The organism is Streptomyces sp. NPDC030862, from assembly GCF_055571835.1.
The window spans coordinates 80,350-104,771 of the sequence record NZ_JBVIEN010000004.1 but is presented as its reverse complement, the minus strand read 5'-3'; the positions used below and the strand labels follow the sequence as shown (position 1 = coordinate 104,771).

Here is a 24,422-nt window from a genome sequence, read left to right as displayed (position 1 = left end):
GTCAGGCGAGTCCCTCCGCGAGCGCCTTGCCGGTGGCCGCGCGGACGGCGGCGTACCGCTCCTGGTCGAGGGGGGTACGGGGTGGGCGGCACGGTCCGCCGTGGCGGCCGGCCAGGTCCATGGAGGCCTTGATGGCCTGGACGAACTCCGGTCGGGAGTCCCAGCGCAGCAGCGGGTGCAGCGACCGGTACAGCGGCAGGGCGGTGTCCAGGTCGTGGGCGGTGGCGGCGCGGTAGAGGGCGGCGCACGCGGCGGGGAGGGCGTTGGGGTAGCCGGCGATCCAGCCGACGGCACCAGCCACCGCCAGCTCCAGCAGGACGTCGTCGGCGCCGATCAGCAGCTCCAGCCCGGGGGCGGCTTCGGCGATCTCGTACGCGCGGCGGACGTCGCCGCTGAACTCCTTGACGGCGACGACGCTGCCGTCGCCGTGGAGCTCCGCCAGCAGCCCGGGCGTCAGGTCGACGCGCGTGTCGTGGGGGTTGTTGTACGCGACGACCGGCAGCCCGGCGCGCGCGACCTCGGCGTAGTGGGCGCGTACGCCCCCCTCGTCGGCGCGGTACGCGCTGGGCGGCAGCAGCAGGACGGAGCCGGCGCCCGCCTCGGCGGCCTGCTCGGCCCAGTGGCGGGCCTCGGCGCTGCCGTACGCGGAGACGCCGGGCATCACGCGGGACCCGTCGCCGGCGGCCTCGACGGCGACGCGCACGAGGCGGGCGCGCTCGTCGTCGGTGAGGGTCTGGTACTCGCCGAGGGAGCCGTTGGGGACGACGCCGTCGCAGCCCTGGGCGATCAGCCAGGCGACGTGTGCGGCGTAGGCGTCGTAGTCGATGGTGAGGTCGTCGCGCAGCGGCAGGGCGGTGGCGACCATGATCCCGTGCCAGGGGGAGGTGCGGTGGTCCATCAGTCGGCTCCAGGTTGTCGTGCCAGATGGCTGAGCGGGACGGGGCAGGAGAGCGGGCGCCGGTCGGGCGCCGGGTCCTCGCCGGCAAGGCGGGCGACGGCCTGGCCGCACATGCGGCCCTGGCACCAGCCCATGCCGGCGCGGGTGAGCAGCTTCACGGTCCGGGTGTCGTGGGCGCCGAGGTCGGTGACGGCCTCGCGGATCCGGTCGGCGGTGACCTCCTCGCAGCGGCACACCTCGGTGGCGCCGTCCAGCCAGCCGGTCCAGCCGGGGCCGGGCCGGTGGGCGGCGGCCATCGCCTCGGCGAAGGCACGCAGGCGGGCGCGGCGGCGGACGAGGACTCGCGGCGGCTGCCGGCCCGCGACGGAGAGGGCGGCGATCTCGCCTTCCGTACGGGCCAGTTCGGCGCCGCCGACGCCGCAGGCCTCCCCGGCGGCCCACACCCCGGGCACGGAGCTGCGCTGCTCGGCGTCCACGTCGACGGCGGGGGTGGCGTCGGCGGTGCGGCGCGTGGCGCAGCCCAGGCCGGTGGCGAGCTCCAGCTGCGGTACGAGGCCGTGGCCGACGGCGAGCGCGTCGCAGGGGATGCGGCGCCCGGTGCCCGGGACGGGCCGCCAGTCGCGGTCGAGGCGTGCGACGGTGACGGCCTCGACGCGGGCGGTGCCGTGCGCCGTGCCGTGTACTGCGGTGACGGCGTGGCGGGACAGCAGCCGCGTGGAGTGGCGCAGCAGGGCGGCGCCGTGCCGCGCGCCCTCGACGAGCTTGCCCGGGTTGCGGGCCAGCGCGGCGGCCTCGCGGGCGTACGCCGTGTACTCGGCGGCCTCGACGACGGCGGGTATGCGGGCGCCCGCGGCGGCGAGCGTGGTGGCGACGGCGAGCAGCAGGGGGCCGCTGCCCGCGACGACGACGCGGCGGCCGGGCAGGACGCCGCCGGACTTGAGCATCGCCTGGGCGCCGCCCGCGCCGACGACACCGGGCAGGGTCCAGCCGGGGAACGGCAGCTGGCGCTCGTAGGCGCCGGTGGCGAGGAGGACGCCGCGGGCGCGGACGGTGGCCGCCCTGTCGTCGGGTCCGGCGACGCAGTGCAGCAGCCAGCCCTCACCGTCCCGTACGACGGTCCACACCTGGTGCAACGGCAGGTGGCGTACGCCGCCGGTGAGGCCGCGCACGAGGTCGCGGGCGGCGCGCGGGACGGGCCCGTGCGCCGGGTGCCGGAAGATCTGGCCGCCCGCCCGCTCCCCCGCGTCCAGCAGCGTGACGCTCAGCCCGAGCCGGGCGGCGGTGCCCGCGGCGGCGAGCCCGGCCGGCCCGGCCCCGACGACGGCGAGGTCAGCGGTCATGGCCCGTGCCCTCCTGGGTGGTGACGGTGTCGCCGGGGCGGGCCGGGGTCAGGCAGGCGCGTTGGTTGGGGCGGCCGTTGACGGTCGCCAGGCAGTCGTAGCAGGTGCCGATCCCGCAGAACGCGCCGCGCGGGGCGCCGCCGCCGCGGGTGGTGCGCCAGGCGAGGACGCCATGAGCCCAGAGGACGGCGGCGATGGTCTGCCCGGGCCGGGCGGTCAGGGGGCGCCCGTCGAAGGTGAGGGTGAACGGGGTCGCGGGCACCGCGGGTGGTGCGGGCACCGCGGGGGGCGGGGTCGCGGGGGGCGGGGTCGCGGGTCTCACGCGGTGGCTCCTTCCGGTGCGGCGAACCGGTCCGGGCGGAACGGCTCGGCGTCCAGCGGCGCCGGGCCGCCGCTCAACGCCGTCGCCACGAGCAGCCCGGTCGCCGGGGCGAGGCCGATGCCCGCGCCCTCGTGGCCGCAGGCGTGGTGGAGGCCCGGCACGCGCGGGTCGGGCCCGATGGCGGGGAGGTGGTCCGGCAGGTAGGGGCGGAAGCCGTGGTACGCGCGGAGGGCCCGTACGCCGCCGAGCACCGGGAAGAGGGCGGTCGCCTGCGCCGCGAGCCGCCGCAGCGCCTCGGTCGACAGGGTCCGGTCGAAGCCGACGCGCTCGCGCGTGGCGCCGATGAGGAGGGGGCCGGCCGGGGTGGACTCGACCACGGCGGAGGACTGGAGGGCGGCCGAGCCGCTGGCGACGTCGGCGACGTAGTCCGCCGCGTACACCTTGTGGCGTACGAGGCGGGGCGGCAGCGGTTCGGTGACGAGGACGAAGCCGCGGCGGGGCAGCACGGGCAGGTGGACGCCGGCCAGTGCGGCGAGCGCCCCGCCCCAGGTGCCGGCCGCGTTGACGACGGCGGGGGCCTGGAGGTCGCCCCGGGTGGTGCGTACGCCCCGGACGGCGCCGCGCCGGTCGGTGAGCACGGCGGTGACCTCCTCGCCGAGCCGGACGACGGCGCCCGATGCGCGGGCGGCGCGCAGGAGCCGGGCGGCGGCCTGGGCGGGCTGGACCTGGGCATCCTGCGGGTAGTGGAAGCCGCCCGCGAGGCCCGGCGCGAGGTGGGGTTCGAGGTCGGGCAGCCGGTCGGCGGGGAGCTCGCGCGCGTCGACGCCGGAGGCGCGCTGCCCGGCCGCGAAGGCGCGCAGCGCCGTGAGGGCGGCCCCGTCGGATGCGACGACGAGACCGCCCTTGGGCTCGTACTCGACCTCCGGTGGGAGGGTTTCGGCGAGTTCGCGCCACAGTCGGGTGGACAGCAGCGCGAGGTCGAGCTCCGGGCCCGGCTCCTTGTCGGAGACGAGCAGGTTGCCTTCGCCGGCGCCGGTGGTGCCGCCCGCGACGGGGCCGCGGTCGACGACGGCGACGGCGAGTCCCGCACGGCCGGCGTAGTAGGCGCAGGCCGCACCGACGACTCCGGCGCCGATGATCACGGCGTCCAGGGCGGCCGGCACATGACTCACATGTCGCGTGGGCACGGCAGTAATATTTCACGCACTACTGCCGCGCGTACAGGGTCCGTACGGAGAATTCCCGCCCGGGACCGGCGAGTTGGTGGTCAGGTGCGCAGCGGGCCCTCGCAGGTGTAGGGCGAGGTGCCGCCGGTGCGGTCGGGCCGGATCTCCACCTCCCCGAAGGCGCAGTTCATGTCGGCGAGGTTGGTGGCCGCCGGGCGCGCGCGGTCGAGGAGGAAGTAGTCGACGGTCTCCGCCATGTCGCGGAAGACCGTGTCGGGGCTGGCGGCGTCCGTCAGCCGTGCGGTGATCCGGCCCGTACAGAGGAAGCGGGGCCTGGCCGGGTCGGCGGTGGCCGTGCAGCGCGGGTCGGCGCCGGTCGCCGCCGCGAAGGCGGCGCGGACGCCCTCGACGGAGGCGTGGTCGAGCCGGTCGTTGGGGACGTAGCGGGTGTTCGGCACGAACAGGTCGTCCACCTCGGCGATCCGCGCGTCGAGGAAGGCGTCGTACCCGCGCTGGAGCCCGGAGTCCCGGCCCGCCCGGTCGCGCCAGGCGTCGAAGGCGGCGGGGTCGTCGGCGCGCAGGTGCCGGTACATCTCGCGCAGCAGGGCGGGCCGTTCGGTCCACAGGTACGAGAAGAAGGTGCCCGCGTAACTGTAGAAGCGGAAGCCGTCGCCCGCGTAGGTGGCGTGCAGCAGCTGGTTCACGCTCATGCGGGGGCTGCCGTCGGCGGTGTCCGCGATGATGCCGCGCACGAGCGACCTGCGGACGGCGACGCCGTCGTCGCGGGTGGCTCCGGCGAAGAACTCGGCGGTTCCCTCGTCCATCGCGGTGGTGCGGTCGCCTTCGTACCAGGGTCCCTCACCGAAGTAACCCGGCACGGCGAAGCGGCCGTTGAGGTAGTGCGTGTACTCGTGGCGGAAGAGCTCCTCCAGGGTGAGCGAGGAGTCCTGCGGGACGCGGCGCTGGTAGGTGTAGAAGGTGGCGCCGCGCTCGATGTAGATGCCGCCGTTGTCGGTGTCCATGCCGGTGAGGAGCGGGTGGTAGTTCTCGTAGTCGGCGCGGGAGGCGTACAGCACGACGGTCAGGGCGGTGTTGGTGTCACCGGCGAGCGGCTCCTCGGTGCCGAGGACGCGGTGGAACTGCGCCTTGACCTGCTTGCCCGCGTAGTACAGCTGGTCGACGGTGGCGGCGTCGAGACCGGTGCGGACCTTGATGGCGCCGGTGTCGTAGCGGTACGCGTGCGGGAAGATCCGCCGCTCGACGTCGTCCTTGCAGACGCGGTACGGGGCGCACGCCTCGTAGAAGACGAGCCAGCCGGCGAGGCGCGCCCAGGGCGCGCTGCCCTCGCCGAAGTTGCGCACGACGGGGTCGAGGAGGGCGCCCACGTCCGGGACGATCTCCGCCTTGACGGCCGCGATCTGGCCGAAGCGGCCGTATTCGGCGAGCGCGTCGCGCACCACCCACTCGTTGGGCGTTCCCTTGAGGTGCGTGTGGTCGGCGAAGGCCCGGAAGGCGGCGCGGTACGCGGTGTTCCGGGCGGCCAGGGTGTGGAAGGCGGTGTCACGGTTGCCGGGGTACACGCCGAGGTAGTTGACCGAGAGCGCGGCGAGGGCGGCGCCGCCCCAGGCGGGGTCGCGGTAGGTGGTGGTGTGGTACCGGTCCATGGTGGCCAGCACCTTCTGGATGAGCCCGAGTTGCGAGTGGCGCAGCCCGGCGGCGCTGCCGGTGTAGAGGGCCTCGCGCAGGGTGTCGGCGTTGGTGCGGGTGGCGCGGAAGGAGCGGGCGGCCGAGCCGAAGGCGTGGATGGCGCGGCGCATGGCCTCCGTGGTGGGCGGGTCGGTGACGTCGATCTCGCCGCGCGAGAAGTCGTGGTACACGACCGCGTGCAGGTAGGTGAGCATCTCCAGCAGGTGGGTGCCGTTCGCACCGTCGTGCGCCGGGGCGAGGGCGGAGACGCGGCGCGAGACGGCCTGGACGTGGGCGTCGGACATGACGGGGGCGAGGCGGGCGTCCCAGGTCCACAGGAGGGTGCGCAGGCAGCCGTCGGCGGTGACGGCCGGGTCGGCGAGGAAGTCGGAGAACTCCTCGGGGCGTAAGCCGGTGACGCGGTCCAGGGTGCAGGCGGGGACGGCGGCGGCGGTGGCCGGAGCCTGTGGCGTCTGCGACCCGGGGACACGGGCGTCGTCGGCGCGTTCCCCCGGCGCGGGGGCGGGGCGCGGAGCCGGCCGCGGCGCGGTGGCCAGGCGTACGACCTGGTCGTGCGGGGCTTCGCGGGGGTCGGGTGCCACGGCCGCGGCACGGGTGGTAAGGGCGTGTGTGGTGTGGGCGTGGGCGGTGGGGGCGTCGAGGCCGGTCACGACGCCGCCGAGCAGGGTCGCGGTGGCGACCGCGGCGGCGAGGACGGTTCTGCGGAGGGGGCCTGGTGTCGTGGGCTGGGGCACGTGCGACTCCTGGGTGAGGTCGGATTGTCGAGTGCATGCCACTGCTGTACGACGCGTAACATAGTAATGTGATATTGCACTGACAACCCGTCAGGAGCGGTCTTTGTCGCCGCCGACGCGGAACCGTTCGTTCAGTCCAGGACCGCGAACCCGTCCAGCTCCACCAGCGCCTCCTCGTCCCAGAGGCGCACCGCGCCGATCACCGCCATCGCCGGATAGTCACGCCCCGCCAGCCGCCGCCAGATCCGGCCCAGTTCCGCGGCGCGCGCCCGGTAGTCGGCGACGTCGGTGGCGTACACGGTGACGCGCGCGAGGTCGGCGGGGGTGCCGCCGGCGGCCTGCAGGGCGGCGAGCAGATTGCCGAGCGCCGTCTCGAACTGCTCCGGCAGGCTCTCCCCCACCACCCGGCCGTCGCCGTCGAGCGCGGTCTGCCCGGCGAGGAAGACCAGCCGGGAGCCGGTGACGACGACGGCGTGCGAGAAGCCGGTCGGCGGGGAGAGGTCGTCGGGGTTGACGCGCTCCAGGCTCATGAGGCCGACTCCTCGACGGCGTGCGGCTCGCGGGCGGCCCGCTCCCGCGCCTCGGACCCCTTCGCGTACAGCTCCTTCGCCTCCGACTCCTTCGCGTACAGCTCCTTCGCGATGATCGTGCGCTGCACCTCGGTCGCGCCTTCGTAGATGCGCGGCGCCCGCACCTCGCGGTAGAGGTGCTCCAGCAGGTGGCCGCGTTGCAGGGCGCGGGCGCCGTGGAGCTGGACGGCGGCGTCGACGACGTACTGCGCGGTCTCGGTGGCCAGCAGCTTCGCCATGGCGGCGTGCCGGGGCACGTCGTCACCGCCCGCGCCGTCACCCGCACCGTTGCTCGCGTCGTAGGCGGCCGCCGCCGCGTACACCAGCAGGCGGGCCGCCTCGGTACGCGTGGCCATCTCGGCGACCTGGTGGGCGACCGCCTGGAGGTCCTTCAGCACGCCGCCGAAGGCGCTCCGCCGCGCCGTGTGCGCGAGCGTCGCGTCCAGGGCCGCCTGGGCCATGCCGACGGCGAAGGCGCCGACACTGGGCCGGAAGAGGTTGAGGGTGGTCATGGCGACGCGGAAGCCCCGGTCGACCTCGCCGAGCACGTCCGCGCGCGTGACGGGCACCCCGTCGAAGCGCAGGCTGCCGATGGGGTGCGGGGAGAGCATGTCGAGGTGAGCGCCCGTCAGGCCCGGGCGGTCGGCGGGTACGAGGAAGGCGGTGACGCCCCGCGCCCCGGCGCCCGGGGTCGTCCGGGCGAAGACGGCGGCGAAGTCGGCCTCCGGCGCGTTGGAGATCCAGCACTTCTCGCCGGTCAGCCGCCACCCCTCCCCCTCCGGTACGGCTTCCAGCGCGAGCGCCGCCGCGTCCGACCCGGCCTCCGGCTCGCTGAGCGCGAAGGCCGCCACCGCCCGCCCGGCGGTGACCTCCGGCAACCAGCGCGCCCGCTGCTCCGGCGTACCGAAGGCGGCGACCGGGTGGGCGCCGAGGCCCTGGAGCGCGAGGGCGGTCTCCGCCTCCGTACAGGCGCGGGCGAGGGACTCGCGCATCAGGCACAGGTCGAGGGCGCCGGAGCCGAAGAGGCGGGAGATCAGCCCGAGTTCGCCGAGGGCCGCGACGAGCGGGCGGTTGACGCGGCCCGGCTCGCCCTTCTCGGCGAGGGGGCGCAGGCGTTCGGCCGCGAGGACACACAGCTCCTCGCACCATGCTTTCTGTCCCGGATCAAGTGAGAATGCGGGCATTCGTGCCCCCTCCGAAGAATCCGTCAGAGCCCGGTCTATCGCGCACCGTTGACTGTCGTCACCTTCACGATACGCTCGATGGGCGTTCCCATCACCCATAGGAGTCACCCGCAAGGGTCTTCCACAGGGGGCGAATCATGGAGCTGACCGGATCGGCCCACCTCGACACCTTCGCCCGCGACCATCTGCCGCCCCGCGAGCAGTGGCCCGAGCTCCTCTTCGACCTGCCCGAGCTGCGCTACCCGGACCGGCTCAACTGCGGTGCGGAGCTGCTGGACCGCACGATCGAGCGGTTCGGCCCCGACCGCCCGGCCTTCCGGGACGGCGCGGGCGGCGTGTGGACGTACGGCGACCTGCGCACGCGGGTCGACCGGATCGCCCACGCCCTCACCCGCGACCTGGGCGTGGTGCCCGGCAACCGCGTGCTGCTGCGCGGCCCGACGACCCCGTGGCTGGCGGCCTGCTGGCTGGCGGTGATGAAGGCGGGCGGCGTGGCCGTCACCGTCCTGGCGCAGGCGCGCGCCGGGGAGCTCGCCGTGATGTGCGAGATGGCCCGGGTCAGCCACGCGCTGTGCGACGTCCGGTCGGTCGACGACCTGGTGAAGGCCGAGGTGGAGGGGTTGCGCGTCACGGCGTACGGCGGTGACGCGCCCGACGACCTGCTGCGGCTGGCGGCCCGTCACCCGGACGCGTACGACGCCGTCGACACCGCCGCCGACGACGTCGCGCTGATCGCCTTCACCTCCGGGACCACCGGACGGCCCAAGGGGTGCATGCACTTCCACCGCGATGTGCCGGCCGTCGCCGACACCTTCTCGGCGCAGGTGCTGCGGCCGGAGCCCGACGACGTCTTCGCGGGCAGCCCGCCGCTGGGCTTCACCTTCGGGCTCGGCGGCCTGGTGATCTTCCCGCTGCGGGCGGGCGCCTCGGCGCTGCTGCTGGAGCAGGCCGGGCCGAAGCAGCTGCTGCCGGCGATCGCCGAGCACGGGGTGTCGGTGCTGTTCACGGCGCCGACGGCGTACCGGGTGATGCTGGAGAACCTCGACGGGCACGACACCGGCTCCCTGCGCCGCTGCGTGTCGGCGGGCGAGAACCTGCCCGCCGCCACCTGGCGGGCCTGGTACGAGCGGACCGGGCTGCGGATCATCAACGGCATCGGCGCGACCGAGCTGCTGCACATCTTCATCTCGGCGGCCGACGACGCGATCAGGCCCGGGGCGACCGGCGTGCCGGTGCCGGGCTGGCAGGCGCGCGTGGTGGACGGCTCCGGGCGGCCGGTCCCGGACGGCGAGGAGGGCCTGCTGGCCGTGCGCGGCCCGGTGGGCTGCCGCTACCTTTCCGATCCGCGCCAGACGGAGTACGTCAGGGACGGCTGGAACCTCACCGGTGACACGTACGTCCGCGAACCGGATGGCTACCTCCGCTACGTCGCCCGCGCGGACGACATGATCATCTCGGCGGGCTACAACATCGCGGGCCCGGAGGTCGAGGACGCGCTCCTCGCCCACCCCGACGTGGTCGAGGCGGCGGTGGTGGGCCGGCCGGACGAGGTCCGCGGCCAGATCGCGGTGGCGTACGCGGTGGTCCGCGAGGGCGTCGCGCGCGACGACGCCACGGCCGAGGAGCTGCGCGCCTTCGTCCGCTCGCGCCTCGCCCCGTACAAGTGCCCGCGCGAGATCGTCTTCCTGGACGCCCTTCCCCGGACGGCCACGGGCAAGCTCCAGCGCTTCCGGCTGCGCGCGCGGCCCTGACCCCGTCCTAGAGTGATCACGTGGCCGAGCAGCACACTCCGCGTTCCCTGATCGTCTCCCTGTACGGCGCGTACGGGCGGACGCCCGACAACGCCCCGCTGCCGGTGGCCGAGCTGATCCGGCTGCTGGCGGTCCTCGGCGTGGACGCCCCGTCCGTCCGGTCCTCGGTGTCCCGGCTCAAGCGGCGCGGCCTGCTGGAGCCGCGCCGCACGGCGGACGGGGCGGCCGGGTACGCCCTGTCGGCGGACGCCCGCCAGCTCCTCGACGACGGCGACCGGCGCATCTACGCGGCCGGCGAGCCGCCCGAGGAGGAGGGCTGGGTGCTCGCCGTCTTCTCGGTCCCCGAGGCCGAGCGGCACAAGCGCCACCTGCTCCGCTCCCGGCTGGGCCGCCTCGGCTTCGGCACGGCGGCCCCGGGCGTCTGGATCGCCCCCGCCGCCCTCCACGAGGAGGCCCGCCACACCCTCACGCGGCTGCACCTCGACCCGTACGTGGACCTGTTCCGCGGCGAGCACCTCGGCTTCGCGCCGACGGCCGAGGCGGTGGGCCGCTGGTGGGACCTGGCCGCGATCGCCAAGCTGTACGAGGAGTTCCTCGACCTCCACGAGCCGGTCCTGCGCACCTGGTCGACGCGCGAGCCCTCCCCCGAGCAGGCGTACCGCGACTACCTGCTGGCCCTGGACTCCTGGCGACGCCTCCCGTACGCGGACCCGGGCCTGCCGGCCGCCCTGCTCCCGGCGGGCTGGCCGGGCGGCCGGGCGGCGGCCGTCTTCGGCGGGCTGCACGGGCTCCTGCGGGACCGGGGCGAGGACTTCGTCAGGGGCGGGGGGTCAGGCTGAGCCGCGGCTTCGGCGCGTCCGTGCGGCCCGTCGGGGGCTTGCGGCTGCCCGCGCGGTACGGGGCCGGCCAGGGGGCGGCGGGGCCCTCGTAACCCTGGTCGGCCGCCGCGTGCAGCGTCCAGTGGGGGTCGTACAGGTGCGGGCGCGCCAGGGCGCACAGGTCGGCGCGGCCGGCGAGCAGCAGGGAGTTGACGTCGTCCCAGGAGGAGATGGCGCCGACCGCGATGACCGGGACCTTCAGCGCGTTGCGGATCTTGTCGGCGTACGGGGCCTGGTACGAGCGGCCGTACTCGGGGCGTTCGTCGGGGACGACCTGGCCGGTGGAGACGTCGATGGCGTCGGCGCCGTGCTCGGCGAAGGCGCGGGCGATCTCGACGGCCTCCTCGGCGGTGGTGCCGCCGGGCGCCCAGTCGGTGGCCGAGAGCCGCACGGTCATGGGCCGCTCGCCGGGCCAGGCGGCGCGGACCGCGTCGAAGACCTCCAGCGGGAAGCGGAGCCTGCGCTCCAGGGAGCCGCCGTAGGCGTCGGTGCGGCGGTTGGTGAGCGGGGAGAGGAAGCCGGAGAGGAGGTAGCCGTGGGCGCAGTGCAGTTCGAGCAGGTCGAACCCGGCGCGGGCGGCGCGGCGCGCGGCGGCGGCGAACTGCTCCCTTATGTCGGTGAGCGCCGCTCGGTGCAGCTCGTGCGGGACCTGGTTGACGCCGGGGCGGTACGGCAGGGGTGAGGCGGCGACGAGCGGCCAGTTGCCGGAGTCGAGGGGCTGGTCGATGCCCTCCCACATGCGCTTGGTGGAGCCCTTGCGGCCGGAGTGCCCGAGCTGGACGCCGAGGGCGGTGCCGGGTGACTGGCGGTGCACGAAGTCGGTGATACGGGACCAGGCGGCAGCCTGCGCGGGCGTGTAGAGGCCCGCGCAGCCGGGGGTGATGCGCCCTTCGGGGCTGACGCACACCATCTCCGTCATGACCAGCCCGGCGCCGCCGAGGGCGCGGGCCCCCAGGTGGACGAGGTGGAAGTCGCCGGGGACGCCGTCGACGGCCGAGTACATGTCCATGGGCGAGACGACGACGCGGTTGCGGAGGGTCAGCCCGCGCAGCCGGAACGGCGTGAACATCGGCGGGGTGCCGGGCGGGCAGCCGAAGTCGCGTTCGACGGCGCCGGTGAAGCGCGGGTCGCGCAGGCGCAGGTTGTCGTGGGTGACGCGGCGGCTGCGGGTGAGGAGGTTGAAGGCGAACTGGCGTGGCGGCTGGTCCAGGTAGCCGGCGAGCTCCTCGAACCAGCGCAGGCTGGCGGCGGCCGCGCGCTGCGTCGACGCGACGACGGGCCGGCGTTCCGCTTCGTACGCCGCCAGCGCCCGGTCGAGGTCGGGCTGCTCCTCGACGCAGGCGGCGAGCGCGAGGGCGTCCTCGACGGCGAGCTTCGTGCCGGAACCGATGGAGAAGTGCGCGGTGTGGGCGGCGTCGCCGAGCAGGACGGTGTTGCCGTGGGACCAGCGCTCGTTGACGACGGTCCGGAAAGCGGTCCAGGTGCTCTTGTTCGAGGTCAGGGGCCGGCCGCGCAGCGCCTCGGCGAAGATCTTGGCGCAGCGGTCGATGGACTCCTGGGTGTCGAGCTCGTCGAAGCCGGCCGCCCGCCAGACCTCCTCGCGCATTTCGACGATGACGGTGGAGGCGTCCGCCGAGAAGGGGTAGCCGTGGAGCTGCATCACGCCGTGCTCGGTCTCCGCGACCTCGAAGCGGAACGCCTCGAAGGCGAAGTCGGCGGCGAGCCAGATGTAGCGGCAGCGGTGGGTGGTCAGGGTGGGGCGGAAGACGTCGGCGTGGGTCTCGCGGGTGCGGCTGTGGACGCCGTCGGCGGCGATGACCAGGTCGTACGCGGCGGCCAGCTCGGCGGCGGGCGGCGCCTCGGTGCGGAGGCGGAGCCGTACGCCGAGCTCGGCGCAGCGGGCGTGGAGGATCTCCAGCAGCCGGCGGCGGCCGAGCGCGGCGAAGCCGTGGCCGCCGGAGGTGAGGGTGCGGCCGCGGTGGACGATGTCGATGTCGTCCCAGCGGACGAACTCCGCCTGGAGCGCGGCGTACACGGCGGGGTCGGCGTGCTCGATGCCGCCGAGGGTCTCGTCGGAGAGCACGACGCCGAAGCCGAAGGTGTCGTCGGGGGCGTTCCGCTCCCAGACGGTGATGTCACGGGCGGGGTCGAGGCGCTTGAGCAGCGCGGCGGCGTACAGGCCGCCGGGCCCGCCGCCGATGACGGCCACGCGCAGGGCACGGCTCATGGCGGGTCACCGCCCCCGCCACTTGGGCGGACGCTTCTCGGTGAAGGCGGCGTGGAACTCGGCGTAGTCCTCGCCGTTCATCAGCAGGGCCTGCGTCGCCGCGTCCAGCTCGACGGCGGCGGCGAGCGGCATGTCGAGCTCGGCGGTGAGCAGCGCCTTGGTCTGGGCGTACGCGAGGGCCGGGCCCTCGGCGAGGCGGCGGGCGAGCGCGGCGGCGCGCTCGTCGGCGCGGCCCTCCTCGGTGAGCTCGCTGATCAGGCCGATGCGCTCGGCTTCGGGGGCGCGGACCGGTTCGCCGAGCATCAGCAGCCGGGTGGCGTGGCCGAGGCCGACGACCCGGGGCAGGAGGTACGCGGCGCCCATGTCGCCGCCGGAGAGGCCGACCTTGGTGAAGAGGAACGCGAAGCGGGCGGAGGGGTCGGCCACGCGGAAGTCCGCGGCGAGGGCCAGGACCGCTCCGGCGCCGGCGGCGACCCCGTGGACGGCGGCGATCACGGGGAAGGGCGCCTCGCGCAGGGCCCGTACCACCTGGCCGGTCATCCGGTTGAAGTCGAGGAGCTGGGCGGTGTCCATGGCGAGGGTGGCGCCGATGATGTCGTCCACGTCGCCGCCGGAGCAGAAGCCACGCCCCTCCCCCGCGAGGACCAGGGCCCGCACGGCGCGCTCGCGGGACAGCTCGGCGAGCAGGTCGCGCAGGTCGGCGTAGGCGCCGAAGGTGAGCGCGTTCAGCTTGGCGGGGCGGGCGAGGGTCACGGTGGCGACGCCGTCGTCGACGGTGAGCCTCAGATGGCGCCACTCGGGGGTCCGGGGCGCGGAGCTGGTGAAGGGGCTCATGGGGTGCGGCCTCCCTCGGCGAGCGGATTGCCTGGCGAGTACCTGCCCGTCGACGCTATCACTCAACCGTGACCACCGTCACGTACACGCGATAGAGGGACGCGGGCATTCCAGGACCCCTGGGCTCCGGCTCCGCCGGTCGCGGTCCGTAAGGTGGAGGGGAGGACACCGCACGACCACCCGCACCCCCGCCGCACCCCCTCCTCCAGAGGGGCTCGACCCGAACGGAGGACCGCCACCGTGCTCACCGCCTCCGGTCCCACCTTCTGGCGCCTGGCCCTGCCGCACTCCGCGGCCGCCGTGCCACTCGCCCGGGCGCTGGTACGGAAGGCCCTCGCGGACCTCGACGCTCCGGCGTGGGCGGACACCGACACGGCGGAGCTGCTGACGGCGGAGCTGGTGGCGAACGCGGTGAAGCACACCGATCCCGGCGACCCGCCGATCGAGCTGGTGGTGGAGCTGCTGGAGACCGGGTGCCAGGTCGAGGTGCACGACCGCGACCCGGCGCCACCCGGCGACCTGTCGCCCGACCACACCACGCCACCGGACCCGTGGCAGGAGCACGGCCGCGGCCTGCTCCTGATCCGTACGCTCAGCGCGGCGTGCGGCCACCGCCGTACCCCGCAGGGCAAGGCGGTGTGGTTCACGCTCCCGGGGCTCGGGACGACGTGACCTCCTCCGCCTCCGGCACGGGGCCGGCGGCGAGGCGCGAGTTGCGGCGCCCGTAGCCCGCGTACACCAGCGCGCCGGCCAGCAGGAAGACGGCGAACTGCAGCCAGGTGGTCCAGCCGGTGCCCCACATCAGGTACAGGCAGAAGGCGACGCCCAGGACCGGGCTGACCGGGTAGAGCGGCACCCGGAAGGTGCGCTCGAGGGCGGGGTGGCGGCGGCGCAGCGTGATCACCGCGATGTTGACCACGGCCATGACGGCGAGGGTGCCGATCGTCGTCAGGTTCATCACGACGTCGAGCGGCACGACGGCCGCCGGGACGGCGAAGACGGCGGCGACGATCCAGGTGTTCGCGACGGGGGTGGAGGTCTTCGGCGAGACCTTCTCGAAGACGCGCGGGATCAGCCCGTCCCGGGACATCGACATCAGGATGCGGGTCTGGCCGTACATCACGGCGAGGACGACCGAGGCGATGGCGACGACCGCGCCGAAGGCGATGATCCCGCCGCCGAGGGCGGAGCCGGTGACCTCGTCGACGATGAGCGAGAGCGCGGCCGGCTGGTCGGCGACGTCGTCGGCGGACATCGCGCCGATCGCGGCGAGGGCGACCAGCCCGTACAGCAGCGTGACGGCACCGATGCAGATCATGATCGCGAGCGGGATGTTCCGGCGCGGGTTCTTGACCTCCTCGCCGGCGGTGGTGATCGCGTCGAAGCCGATGTACGAGAAGAAGGCGAGCGACGCACCCGAGGTGACCCCGGCGAGGCCGTGCGCCGCGAACGGGGAGAGATTGCCCGAGCGGAAGGCGCTGAACGCGAGCGCGCAGAACAGGATCAGGATCGCGATCTTGACGACGGCCATGGCGGCGGTGGCGCGGGCGCTCTCGCGCACGCCGCGCACCAGCAGCACGGCGGCGAGGGCGATCACCACGACGGCGGGGACGTTCACGATGCCACCGTCCCCGGGCGGGGCGGACAGGGCGGCGGGCAGCTGTACGCCGATGAGGCTGTCGAGCAGTTCGTTGAGGTACTGACCCCAGCCGACCGAGACGGCGGAGACGGACACGCCGTACTCCAGCAGCAGACACCAGCCGGTGAGGAACGCGACGCGCTCGCCGAGGGCGGCGTACGCGAAGGAGTACGAGCTGCCGGAGACCGGGATGGCGCTGCCCAGCTCGGCGAAGGAGAAGGCGGTGAAGACGCAGGTGATCGCGGCGAGCACGAAGGAGACGACGACCGCGGGGCCCGCCTCGGCGACGCTGTCGGAGAGCCCGACGAAGATGCCGGTGCCGACGATGGCGCCGACGCCGAAGCACACGAGCTGGAAGAGGCCCATGGTGCGCTTGAGGCCATGCCCCTCCAGGTCGGCGCCGGATTCGGCGACCAGTTGGGCGGGGGTCTTGAGGCGCTGCATGGGTGGTTCTCCCGGCGGTGGTGCGGGCTCGTGCAGGGGTGGCGCACAAGCGGAAGGGGTCCGGACATGTGAGCCCGGACCCCACCTTCTGTACCGAGATTAACCGGTCCCGCACCGATCCCGTACCGGTCCCTAGCCCAGGGTGGCGACCAGCACCGCCTTGATGGTGTGCATGCGGTTCTCGGCCTCGTCGAAGACGACGGAGTGCTCCGACTCGAAGACCTCGTCCGTGACCTCCAGCTCGGTCAGGCCGTGCCGCGCGTGGATGTCGCGGCCGACCGCCGTGCCCAGGTCGTGGAAGGCGGGCAGGCAGTGCAGGAACTTCACGCCGGGGTTGCCGGTGGCGCGCAGCACGTCCATGGTCACGGCGTACGGAGCGAGGGCCGCGATGCGTTCGTCCCAGACCTCCTTCGGCTCGCCCATCGAGACCCAGACGTCGGTGGCGACGAAGTCCGCGCCCCGGACCCCCTCGGCGACGTCCTCGGTGAGCGTGACGCGCGCCCCGCTGGCCTCGGCGAGCTCGCGCGCCTTCGCCACGATGTCGTCGGCCGGCCAGTACGCCTTGGGCGCCACGATCCGCACGTCCATGCCGAGCAGGGCGCCGGTGACGAGGTAGGAGTTGCCCATGTTGTAGCGGCCGTCGCCCAGGTAGGCGAAGGCCACGGCCTCCAGGGGCTTGTCGGTGTGCTCGGTCATGGTGAGCACGTCGGCGAGCATCTGGGTGGGGTGCCAGTCGTCGGTCAGGCCGTTGTAGACGGGGACGCCGGCGTACGCGGCCAGCTCCTCGACGGTCGCCTGCGCGTCGCCCCGGTACTCGATGGCGTCGAACATGCGGCCGAGTACGCGCGCGGTGTCCTTGACCGACTCCTTGTGGCCGATCTGCGAGCCGGAGGGGTCCAGGTAGGTGGTGGAGGCGCCCTGGTCGGCCGCCGCGACCTCGAACGCGCAGCGCGTGCGCGTGGAGGTCTTCTCGAAGATCAGCGCGATGTTCCGACCCCGCAGCCGCTGGACCTCGGTCCCCGCCTTCTTCGCCGACTTGAGTTCGGCGGCCAGTTCGATAAGGCTGCGGAACTCGTCGGCGGTGAAGTCCAGCTCCTTGAGGAAGTGGCGGCCGGTGAGATCGGTGGCCATGGGGCGCTCCTGGGTTACGGGGGTCGGGGACCGTGGAAGTCTATACGAGGGTTAGCATTTCTATTCGGTCGGCGGGGTGAGATACGGCGAAGGACGGCTCATATGGCGTCGCGCTCGACCGGGCAGCTCATGCAGCGCGGACCGCCCCGGCCGCGCCCGAGCTCACTGCCCGGAATCTCGATCACCTCGATGCCCTCCCGCCGCAGGTGCGTGTTGGTGGTGACGTTCCGCTCGTACGCGACCACGACCCCGGGCTCCACCGCCAGCACGTTGCAGCCGTCGTCCCACTGCTCCCGCTCGGCCGCGTGCACGTCCTGCGTCGCCGTCAGCACCCGGATGGAGGTCATGCCGAGCGCCGCCGCGATGGCGCTGTGCATGTGCTCGGGCGGGTGGTCGGAGACCTTGAGCGTGCCCATCCGGTCCCCGGGGTCGATGGTGTACGAGCGGAGCATGCCGAGCCCCGCGTACTGCGTGAACGTGTCCGGCGCCACCATCGTCATCACGGTGTCCAGGTGCATGAACGCGCGGCTCTTCGGCATGTCCAGCGCCACGATCGTGCGCGCCGAGCCGGCCGCGAACATGCCGCGGGCCAGCATCTCCACCGCCTGCGGGGTGGTCCGCTCGCTCATCCCGATCAGCACCGCGCCGTTGCCGAGGACCAGGACGTCGCCGCCCTCGATGGTGGACGGGTAGTCGTCCTGCCCCTCCGACCAGTGGTGGAAGGCACCCGCCTCCGGGCCGGTGAAGAGGGGGTGGTGCTTGTAGATCGCCTCGAAGTGCACGGTCTCGCGCTGCCGGGCGGGGTAGCGCATGGCGTTGATGGCGACGCCGTTGTAGATCCAGGCCGAGGTGTCCCGGGTGAAGAGGTGGTTCGGCAGGGGCGGCAGCAGGAAGTCGTCCAGGTCCATCACATGGAACCGGACGGAGGTCGGTTCGGGGTGGCCGGCGAGGTACTCGCGCTTCGTCATCCCGCCGACCAGCGCTTCGACGAGCCTGGCCGTGTCCATCTCGTCGAAGACGGCCCTGAGGTGGTCCGTGGCGAGCGGCCCGTACTCCTTCTCGTCGAAGACCCGGTCGAGGACGAGCTTCCTGGCGGCCGGCAACTCCAGTGCCTCGCGCAGCAGATCGCCGAAGAGGTGGACGGTCACGCCCCGGTCGCGCAGCACGTCGGCGAACCCGTCGTGTTCCTGGCGGGCCCGCCGCACCCAGAGCACGTCGTCGAAGAGGAGCCGCTCCTTGTTGCTGGGCGTGAGCCGCTTCAGCTCCAGGTCGGGCCGGTGCAGGATGACGCGGCGGAGCCGCCCGGTCTCGGAATCGACATGGAATCCCATGCACCCATCCTGGCCGAGCCGCGCGCTCGGCGCGCCCCCGCGTGCGGCACGAACGTACCGTCAGAAGGCCGTCAGCAGCGTGATGAGCACCAGGAGGAGGACGACGAGGGCGGCGCTGAGTCCGTAGAGGACGAAGCGGCCGTCCTGCGCGGAGAGCCCGGCGGGCGCGGGAGGAGACTCCGCCGGGGGCTGCGCCTGGGGTACGGGCGCGGGCTCGGGCCCCGCCTCCGGTTCCGGTCCCTGCTCCGGTTCCTGCTCCGGTTCTTGCTCCGCTTCCGGCTTCGGCTCCGGTTTCGGGCCCTGCTTCGGTTCCTGCTCTGGTTCCTGCCTCGGCGGAGGCTCGGCGGTGTAGGCGGCCATGAGCAGGGCCTGCCACGCCGCCTCGGGCAGGCGCGGCTCGTCGCTCTCCACGATCCGCCGGACAGCCGCCCGGGCGGCCCGGTGCGGGCCGGTGCTGAGCCGGGGCAGCAGGACCGCCACCCGGTCGGCGACGCGCGGGTCGCCCAGCAGCGGGCGGACCGCCCAGCGGTAGACGGACGCGGCGTTGGCGGCGCGCACCTCGCAGTCGGGGTCGCCGAGGCCGACGGGCCGGTCGGTGAGGAAGAGCTCCTGGTCGAGCAGGACGACGCACAGCTGGGTGCGCGTCTCGCGGTTCCAGGACGGCCACCGCTCGACGGCCTCCTCCATGAGCCGCGTCAGCACGTCGTACGGGACGGGCCGGCGCAGGGCCCGCAGGAGCTCGGTGTCCGGGGCCACCGCCGCCGCCTCGCGCGGCAGCGGCACGCCCGCCTCGACGACGGCGGCGAGCGCGGCGGCCAGCCGGCCGGGGCGCCGCGGGCCGGAGCGCGCGACGCGGCGCAGCGGCCCGCGCGGCCCGCGCCGGGGCACCGGCCAGTCGGGGGTGGCGGGGCTCACCGGTACCGCCGCCTGCGTCCGCGTACGGGTAGGCGTACGGGTACGGGGCTCGCCCTCCAGCAGCGTCAGGGCGCGTTCCGCGAGGTCCAGCAGCGTGCCCGGCCCCTGCTCGGCGGCGGTTCGGAGCGTGGCGCCGACGTCGGACCGCAGGTGGCTCGCCACCAGCCGCCGCGCGATCTCGTCCGCCCGGTCCGCGCGCCGCTCCAGGGGATCGGTCCGCCGCCGCGTGCCGCTGCCCGGCGGCGCACCGGAACCGGCCAGGCTCCCGGCGAAGACGAACCGCACGTCGTCCGTCTCGGCGGTGTCGCGCGTGGCGAAGGTCCAGCCGCCGTCGCCCTCGGAGGCGTACTCGCCCCCGGCGGCGTACGCGCCGAAGATCCCGTGCAGGCCCCACAGCACCCGGCAGGCCGTCTCGCCGCCCGACGGGTCCAGCAGGGTGAAGCGGGCGCCGGGGTCGCGCAGCAGCTCGGCGACCGCGCCCGTCAGCTCGTCCCGCGCCCGCCGCAGCGTCCGCGCCAGCAGCATCCGGCCCTCGCGAGCCGTCGGTTCCAGCGCGGCCAGGGGCACGGGCGGGAGCGTCCCGCTCGCCCGGGGCGGCAGCTTGCTGCCCTGCCAGCACCAGCCGTGCAGCCCCAGGCAGGTCACCGGAGTGAGGAGCTCCGCCGCTCCGACGAGCGCGTGGCAGAGGGCTCCCGCCCCGTCGCCCGTGTCGCGCCACGGCGACCGGTGCACGAGCAGGACGTCGTCCCCGTACCGCAGGCGCAGCAGCGCCGGCCCGGTGTCCTCGCCGCCGGGCCCCGGCAGCAGGGCGGCGACCCGGTGGAAGACGGCGTCGGCCATGTCGCGGCTGTGGGACCAGGCGACCGGACCGAACCCTCCGTCGGCGTGGGGGCGGAAGACGATCTGGTGCACCGTCGTGTGCTCGGGGCGGTCGGGTGGTGGAGCGGTGCGCGGGCTCATGTGCCGTCCCAGTCGTCGGTTCGTCGGGGTGGCGGTGGGCCGTCCCCTCCCTCGGTCCACCGCCACCGGTAAGGGGAGACATCGTCCCTCCCAACTGACCCTTTTGCAGGCCCAGTTGGGAGGCCGTCACTCCACGCGTCCACGAACGTACGGGCTCGTCCCGACCTGCGTCAACACGCTCCGGGGGCCACGAAACGGTGCACCTTTCCATGCTCCCCGTGCGCCTCCCCACGCCTCGGCGCGCGCCTCCCCACGCCTCGGCGCGCGCCTCCCCCGCCCGCGTCCCGTACCTGCGCGGCGATCCGCGACCGAAATTCCCTGGTTGGAGGAGGCCACCTCGGTCGATACTCGGACACGTGTTCCTGACGATCAGTACGACCGGTACCCCTGAACGCCCCGCCACCGACCTCGGATTCCTCCTCCACAAGCATCCGGACAAGGCGCAGGCGTTCTCCACCTCCTACGGCACGGCGCACGTCCTCTACCCGGAGGCGTCGCCCGAGCGCTGCACTGCGGCGCTGCTGCTGGAGGTGGATCCCGTCGCGCTCGTACGCCGCGGCAAGGGCAAGGGGCGCGGCGGCGCACCCGACCAGGCGCTCGCGCAGTACGTCAACGACCGGCCGTACGCCGCCTCCTCGCTGCTGGCCGTCGCCCTCGGCAACGTCTTCTCCAGTGCGCTCAAGGGGCAGTGCCAGGCCCGGCCGGAGCTCGTCGGCCAGGCGCTGCCGCTGCGCGTGGAGGTGCCGGCGCTGCCCGCGCGCGGCGGCGCCGAGCTCGTACGGAAGCTGTTCGAGCCGCTGGGCTGGGCGGTGACGGCGGAGCCGGTCGCGCTCGACGAGCGGTTCCCGGAGTGGGGCGAGTCCCGCTACGTCCGCCTCGTACTGGAGGGTGAGCAGCGGCTCGCCGACGCCCTGCGCCACCTGTACGTACTGCTGCCGGTGCTGGACGACGCCAAGCACTACTGGGTCTCGCCGGACGAGGTCGACAAGCTGCTGCGGGTCGGCGAGGGCTGGCTGCCCGGGCACCCGGAGCACAAGCTGATCACCAGCCGCTACCTGGCGCGCCGCTGGTCGCTGACGCGCGAGGCGATGGAACGCATCGAGCTGGCGCGGCTGGCCGCGGCGGACGACAGCGACGTCGAGGAGATCGACAACGCCGTCGACGAGGACACCGACACGGAGGAACGTCCGGTACCGCTGGCGGTCCGGCGGCGCGAGGCGATCATCGAGGCGCTGCGCGGCGCGGGTGCGAGCCGGGTGCTCGACCTGGGCTGCGGGCAGGGCCAGTTGGTGCGCGAGCTGCTGAAGGACCCGCGCTTCACCGAGATCGTCGGTGTCGACGTGTCGATGCGGGCGCTGTCCCTGGCGGCGCGACGGCTGCGGATCGAGCGCATGGGCGAGCGGCAGTCGGAGCGCGTACGGCTCTTCCAGGGCTCGCTCGCGTACACCGACAAGCGGCTCAAGGGGTACGACGCGGCCGTGCTCAGCGAGGTCATCGAGCACCTCGACCTGGAGCGGCTGCCCGCCCTGGAGTACGCCGTGTTCGGCGCGGCCCGCCCGGCGACCGTGCTCGTGACGACGCCGAACGTCGAGTACAACGTCCGCTGGGAGACCCTCCCGGCCGGACACGTACGCCACGGCGACCACCGGTTCGAGTGGACGCGTGCGGAGTTCCGCGACTGGGCCGTGGCGGTCGCCGGACGGCACGGGTACGGCGTGGAGTTCGTGGCCGTCGGGCCCGACGACCCCGAGGTCGGTCCGCCGACGCAGATGGCCGTGTTCGCGCTGGCCGCCCCCGTATCCGAGGAGAAGGCCGCATGACCGAGACCGAAACCGTCAAGCGCAGGCTGCCGGTCACCGACCTGTCCCTCGTCGTCCTCATCGGCGCCACGGGATCCGGCAAGTCGACCTTCGCGCGCAAGCACTTCAAGCCGACGGAGATCATCTCGTCGGACTTCTGCCGCGGCCTCGTCGCCGACGACGAGAACGACCAGAGCGCGAGCCGCGACGCCTTCGACGTCCTGCACTACATCGCCGGGAAGCGCCTCGCGGCCGGCCGGCTGACGGTGGTCGACGCGACCAGCGTGCAGCAGGAGAGCCGCCGGCAGCTGGTGCGCCTCGCGCGCGAGCACGACGTGCTGCCCATCGCCATCGTGCTGGACCTGCCGGAGGAGGTGTGCGCGGCGCGCAACGCCACCCGGCCGGACCGGGCGGGCATGCCGCGCCACGTCATCCAGCGCCACCGGCGCGAGCTGCGCCGTTCGCTGCGCGGCCTGGAGCGCGAGGGCTTCCGCAAGGTGCACGTGCTGCGCAGCGTCGAGGAGGTCGAGGCGGCCGAGGTCGTCCTGGAGAAGCGGTTCAACGACCTGCGGCACCTGACCGGGCCGTTCGACATCATCGGCGACATCCACGGCTGCTCCTCGGAGCTGGAGACGCTGCTCGCCAAGCTCGGGTACGTCGACGGCCACCACCCCGAGGGGCGTACCGCCGTCTTCGTCGGCGACCTCGTCGACCGGGGGCCGGACAGCCCGGGCGTGCTGCGGCGCGTCATGGGCATGGTCGCCGCGGGCGACGCGCTGTGCGTGCCCGGCAACCACGAGAACAAGCTGGGCCGCTGGCTGAACGGCAAGAACGTCCAGCACACGCACGGCCTCGCCGAGACCATCGAGCAGCTGGAGCGCGAGAGCGACGAGTTCCGCGCGCAGGTGCGGGAGTTCATCGCGGGCCTGATCAGCCACTACGTCCTGGACGAGGGCAGGCTCGTCGTCTGTCACGCGGGCCTGCCGGAGAAGTACCACGGCCGCACGTCCGGGCGGGTGCGCTCGCACGCGCTGTACGGCGACACGACCGGTGAGACCGACGAGTTCGGCCTGCCGGTGCGCTACCCGTGGGCGGAGGACTACCGGGGCCGGGCGGCCGTCGTCTACGGCCACACGCCGGTACCGAACACCTCGTGGATCAACAACACCATCTGCCTCGACACCGGCGCGGTGTTCGGCGGCAGGATGACGGCGCTGCGCTGGCCGGAGCGCGAACTCGTCGACGTACCGGCCGAGAAGGTCTGGTACGAGCCGGTCAAGCCGCTCGCCACCGAGGCCCCCGGCGGCCACCAGGGGCGGCCGCTAGACCTCGCCGACGTGCACGGGCGCCGGGTCGTCGAGACGCGGTACGCGGGCAACGTCGGTGTGCGCGAGGAGAACGCCGCGGCGGCGCTGGAGGTGATGAGCCGCTTCGCCGTCGACCCGCGGCTCGTGCCGTACCTGCCGCCGACCATGGCGCCCACCGCCACGTCGAACCGCGAGGGCTACCTGGAGCACCCGGCCGAGGCGTTCGCCGCCTACGCCGCCGACGGTGTGGCGCGGGTCGTGTGCGAGGAGAAGCACATGGGGTCGCGGGCCGTGGCCCTGGTGTGCCGGGACGCGGAGGCGGCGCGGGAGCACTTCGGCGTGGAGCCGGGCCCGACCGGGGCCGGCGGGCCCACCGGGCCCACCGGGTCCCTCTACACCCGCACCGGGCGCCCGTTCTTCGACGACGCCTCGGTCACGGAGGAGATCCTCGGCCGTCTGCGCACGGCACTGACGTCGGCCGGGCTGTGGGAGGAGCTCGACACGGACTGGCTGCTGCTCGACGCCGAGCTGATGCCCTGGTCCCTCAAGGCCTCCGGTCTGCTGCGCACGCAGTACGCGGCGGTGGGCGCCGCGTCGTCGGCCGTCTTCCCCGGTGCGCTCGCCGCGCTGGAGGCGGCCGCCGCGCGCGGGGTCGAGGTCGGCGGGCTGCTGGAGCGGCAGCGCGACCGGGCGGTCGACGCGGCCGCCTTCACGGAGGCGTACCGCCGCTACTGCTGGACCACGGACGGCCTGGACGGTGTCGAGCTGGCGCCGTTCCAGCTGCTCGCCGCGCGAGGCCGCAGCCTCGCCGCGCTCCCGCACGACGAGCAGCTGGCCCTGATCGACCGCATGATCGAGCACGACACCACCGGTCTGCTCCGGACCACCCGCCGTCTCTACGTCGACACCGGCGACGAGGCGTCGGTCGCGGCCGGTATCGACTGGTGGCTGGAGATGACCGGCCGCGGCGGCGAGGGCATGGTCGTCAAGCCGCTCCAGGCCCTCGCCCGCGACGGCAAGGGCCGCCTCATCCAGCCCGGCATCAAGTGCCGGGGCCGCGAGTACCTGCGGATCATCTACGGCCCCGAGTACACGCGCCCCGACAACCTCGACCGCCTGCGCTCCCGCTTCCTCGGCCACAAGCGCTCCCTCGCCCTGCGCGAGTACGCCCTGGGCCTGGAAGCCCTCTCCCGGCTCGCCGACGGCGAACCCCTGTGGCGCGTCCACGAAGCGGTCTTCGCGGTCCTCGCCCTGGAGTCGGAACCGGTGGACCCGCGGTTGTAGCG

General features: G+C 74.2%; 18 protein-coding genes. 5 read left to right on the top strand and 13 right to left on the bottom strand.

Features of this window, described 5'->3' with window-relative positions:
• Position 1: 1 nt before the first annotated feature.
• The 7 genes from ACZ42X_RS12355 to ACZ42X_RS12325 all read right to left on the bottom strand — a co-directional run bounded on the left by ACZ42X_RS12355 (position 2) and on the right by ACZ42X_RS12325 (position 7,920).
• On the bottom strand, positions 2 to 898 hold the full coding sequence (locus tag ACZ42X_RS12355) for a dihydrodipicolinate synthase family protein (protein WP_468287692.1): 897 nt from the start codon (positions 896 to 898) through the stop codon (positions 2 to 4).
• On the bottom strand, positions 898 to 2,238 hold the full coding sequence (locus ACZ42X_RS12350; RefSeq protein WP_468287690.1) for an FAD/NAD(P)-dependent oxidoreductase: 1,341 nt from the start codon (positions 2,236 to 2,238) through the stop codon (positions 898 to 900). Before ACZ42X_RS12350 ends, ACZ42X_RS12355 begins: the two co-directional genes overlap by 1 nt.
• A complete protein-coding gene (locus tag ACZ42X_RS12345) occupies positions 2,228 to 2,518 on the bottom strand; it encodes a (2Fe-2S)-binding protein (RefSeq protein WP_468288744.1) in 291 nt (96 codons plus the stop codon). The genes ACZ42X_RS12350 and ACZ42X_RS12345 overlap by 11 nt, the downstream gene beginning before the upstream one ends.
• A gap of 38 nt (positions 2,519 to 2,556) precedes the next feature.
• Positions 2,557 to 3,747: an NAD(P)/FAD-dependent oxidoreductase gene (locus ACZ42X_RS12340; RefSeq protein ID WP_468287687.1), complete on the bottom strand. Its 1,191-nt coding sequence runs from the start codon at positions 3,745 to 3,747 to the stop codon at positions 2,557 to 2,559.
• Between the two features lie 80 nt (positions 3,748 to 3,827).
• A complete protein-coding gene (locus ACZ42X_RS12335; RefSeq protein WP_468287684.1) occupies positions 3,828 to 6,167 on the bottom strand; it encodes a collagenase in 2,340 nt (779 codons plus the stop codon).
• A 131-nt stretch (positions 6,168 to 6,298) separates the two neighbouring features.
• The gene (locus ACZ42X_RS12330; RefSeq protein WP_468287681.1) at positions 6,299 to 6,697 is read right to left on the bottom strand and encodes a RidA family protein; all 399 of its coding nucleotides are present in this window, start codon (positions 6,695 to 6,697) and stop codon (positions 6,299 to 6,301) included.
• Positions 6,694 to 7,920, bottom strand: a complete 1,227-nt coding sequence (locus tag ACZ42X_RS12325; RefSeq protein WP_468287678.1) for an acyl-CoA dehydrogenase family protein — start codon at positions 7,918 to 7,920, stop codon at positions 6,694 to 6,696. The genes ACZ42X_RS12330 and ACZ42X_RS12325 overlap by 4 nt, the downstream gene beginning before the upstream one ends.
• Before the next feature lie 137 nt (positions 7,921 to 8,057).
• Here ACZ42X_RS12325 and ACZ42X_RS12320 point away from each other — a divergent pair, with 137 nt between their 5' ends.
• Positions 8,058 to 9,671 (top strand): AMP-binding protein, encoded by a 1,614-nt coding sequence (locus ACZ42X_RS12320; RefSeq protein WP_468287673.1) that lies wholly within the window; start codon positions 8,058 to 8,060, stop codon positions 9,669 to 9,671.
• Positions 9,672 to 9,691: 20 nt separating this feature from the next.
• Entirely contained in the window at positions 9,692 to 10,510 is an 819-nt protein-coding gene (locus ACZ42X_RS12315; RefSeq protein ID WP_468287670.1) for a PaaX family transcriptional regulator, read from the top strand.
• Here the strand turns inward: ACZ42X_RS12315 and ACZ42X_RS12310 are convergent.
• On the bottom strand, positions 10,488 to 12,776 hold the full coding sequence (locus tag ACZ42X_RS12310) for a bifunctional salicylyl-CoA 5-hydroxylase/oxidoreductase (RefSeq protein WP_468287668.1): 2,289 nt from the start codon (positions 12,774 to 12,776) through the stop codon (positions 10,488 to 10,490). The two genes, ACZ42X_RS12315 and ACZ42X_RS12310, sit on opposite strands and share 23 nt — an antisense overlap.
• A 6-nt stretch (positions 12,777 to 12,782) precedes the next feature.
• On the bottom strand, positions 12,783 to 13,610 hold the full coding sequence (locus tag ACZ42X_RS12305; RefSeq protein ID WP_468287665.1) for an enoyl-CoA hydratase family protein: 828 nt from the start codon (positions 13,608 to 13,610) through the stop codon (positions 12,783 to 12,785).
• A 240-nt stretch (positions 13,611 to 13,850) separates the two neighbouring features.
• On the opposite strand from ACZ42X_RS12305, the gene ACZ42X_RS12300 reads away from it, so the two are divergent.
• On the top strand, positions 13,851 to 14,282 hold the full coding sequence (locus ACZ42X_RS12300; protein ID WP_468287662.1) for an ATP-binding protein: 432 nt from the start codon (positions 13,851 to 13,853) through the stop codon (positions 14,280 to 14,282).
• On the opposite strand, the gene ACZ42X_RS12295 is transcribed toward ACZ42X_RS12300, so the two are convergent.
• From ACZ42X_RS12295 to ACZ42X_RS12280, 4 genes are all read right to left on the bottom strand, one after another.
• A complete protein-coding gene (locus tag ACZ42X_RS12295) occupies positions 14,254 to 15,693 on the bottom strand; it encodes an amino acid permease (protein ID WP_468287659.1) in 1,440 nt (479 codons plus the stop codon). The genes ACZ42X_RS12300 and ACZ42X_RS12295 overlap by 29 nt on opposite strands.
• Positions 15,694 to 15,825: 132 nt before the next feature.
• The gene (gene argF, locus ACZ42X_RS12290; protein ID WP_468287656.1) at positions 15,826 to 16,824 is read right to left on the bottom strand and encodes an ornithine carbamoyltransferase; all 999 of its coding nucleotides are present in this window, start codon (positions 16,822 to 16,824) and stop codon (positions 15,826 to 15,828) included.
• Between the two features lie 98 nt (positions 16,825 to 16,922).
• Complete coding sequence (locus ACZ42X_RS12285; protein WP_468287652.1) at positions 16,923 to 18,155, bottom strand: arginine deiminase; 1,233 nt, start codon at positions 18,153 to 18,155, stop codon at positions 16,923 to 16,925.
• Positions 18,156 to 18,215: 60 nt separating this feature from the next.
• A complete protein-coding gene (locus ACZ42X_RS12280) occupies positions 18,216 to 20,030 on the bottom strand; it encodes a hypothetical protein (RefSeq protein WP_468287649.1) in 1,815 nt (604 codons plus the stop codon).
• Between the two features lie 356 nt (positions 20,031 to 20,386).
• Between ACZ42X_RS12280 and ACZ42X_RS12275 the strand changes: the two genes are divergently transcribed.
• Positions 20,387 to 21,850 (top strand): 3' terminal RNA ribose 2'-O-methyltransferase Hen1, encoded by a 1,464-nt coding sequence (locus ACZ42X_RS12275; protein WP_468287645.1) that lies wholly within the window; start codon positions 20,387 to 20,389, stop codon positions 21,848 to 21,850.
• Positions 21,847 to 24,420, top strand: a complete 2,574-nt coding sequence (locus ACZ42X_RS12270) for a polynucleotide kinase-phosphatase (protein ID WP_468287642.1) — start codon at positions 21,847 to 21,849, stop codon at positions 24,418 to 24,420. Before ACZ42X_RS12275 ends, ACZ42X_RS12270 begins: the two co-directional genes overlap by 4 nt.
• Positions 24,421 to 24,422: the final 2 nt, after the last annotated feature.

What these genes read in the sequence shown, in the direction of transcription:
- ACZ42X_RS12285 (WP_468287652.1), bottom strand. Translation starts at nt 18,155, where the DNA reads ATGGGATTCCATGTCGATTCCGAGACCGGGCGGCTCCGCCGCGTCATC.
- ACZ42X_RS12325 (WP_468287678.1), bottom strand. Translation starts at nt 7,920, where the DNA reads ATGCCCGCATTCTCACTTGATCCGGGACAGAAAGCATGGTGCGAGGAG.
- ACZ42X_RS12330 (WP_468287681.1), bottom strand. Translation starts at nt 6,697, where the DNA reads ATGAGCCTGGAGCGCGTCAACCCCGACGACCTCTCCCCGCCGACCGGC.
- ACZ42X_RS12295 (WP_468287659.1), bottom strand. Translation starts at nt 15,693, where the DNA reads ATGCAGCGCCTCAAGACCCCCGCCCAACTGGTCGCCGAATCCGGCGCC.
- ACZ42X_RS12280 (WP_468287649.1), bottom strand. Translation starts at nt 20,030, where the DNA reads ATGAGCCCGCGCACCGCTCCACCACCCGACCGCCCCGAGCACACGACG.
- ACZ42X_RS12310 (WP_468287668.1), bottom strand. Translation starts at nt 12,776, where the DNA reads ATGAGCCGTGCCCTGCGCGTGGCCGTCATCGGCGGCGGGCCCGGCGGC.
- ACZ42X_RS12320 (WP_468287673.1), top strand. Translation starts at nt 8,058, where the DNA reads ATGGAGCTGACCGGATCGGCCCACCTCGACACCTTCGCCCGCGACCAT.
- ACZ42X_RS12355 (WP_468287692.1), bottom strand. Translation starts at nt 898, where the DNA reads ATGGACCACCGCACCTCCCCCTGGCACGGGATCATGGTCGCCACCGCC.
- ACZ42X_RS12305 (WP_468287665.1), bottom strand. Translation starts at nt 13,610, where the DNA reads ATGAGCCCCTTCACCAGCTCCGCGCCCCGGACCCCCGAGTGGCGCCAT.
- argF (WP_468287656.1), bottom strand. Translation starts at nt 16,824, where the DNA reads ATGGCCACCGATCTCACCGGCCGCCACTTCCTCAAGGAGCTGGACTTC.
- ACZ42X_RS12350 (WP_468287690.1), bottom strand. Translation starts at nt 2,238, where the DNA reads ATGACCGCTGACCTCGCCGTCGTCGGGGCCGGGCCGGCCGGGCTCGCC.
- ACZ42X_RS12270 (WP_468287642.1), top strand. Translation starts at nt 21,847, where the DNA reads ATGACCGAGACCGAAACCGTCAAGCGCAGGCTGCCGGTCACCGACCTG.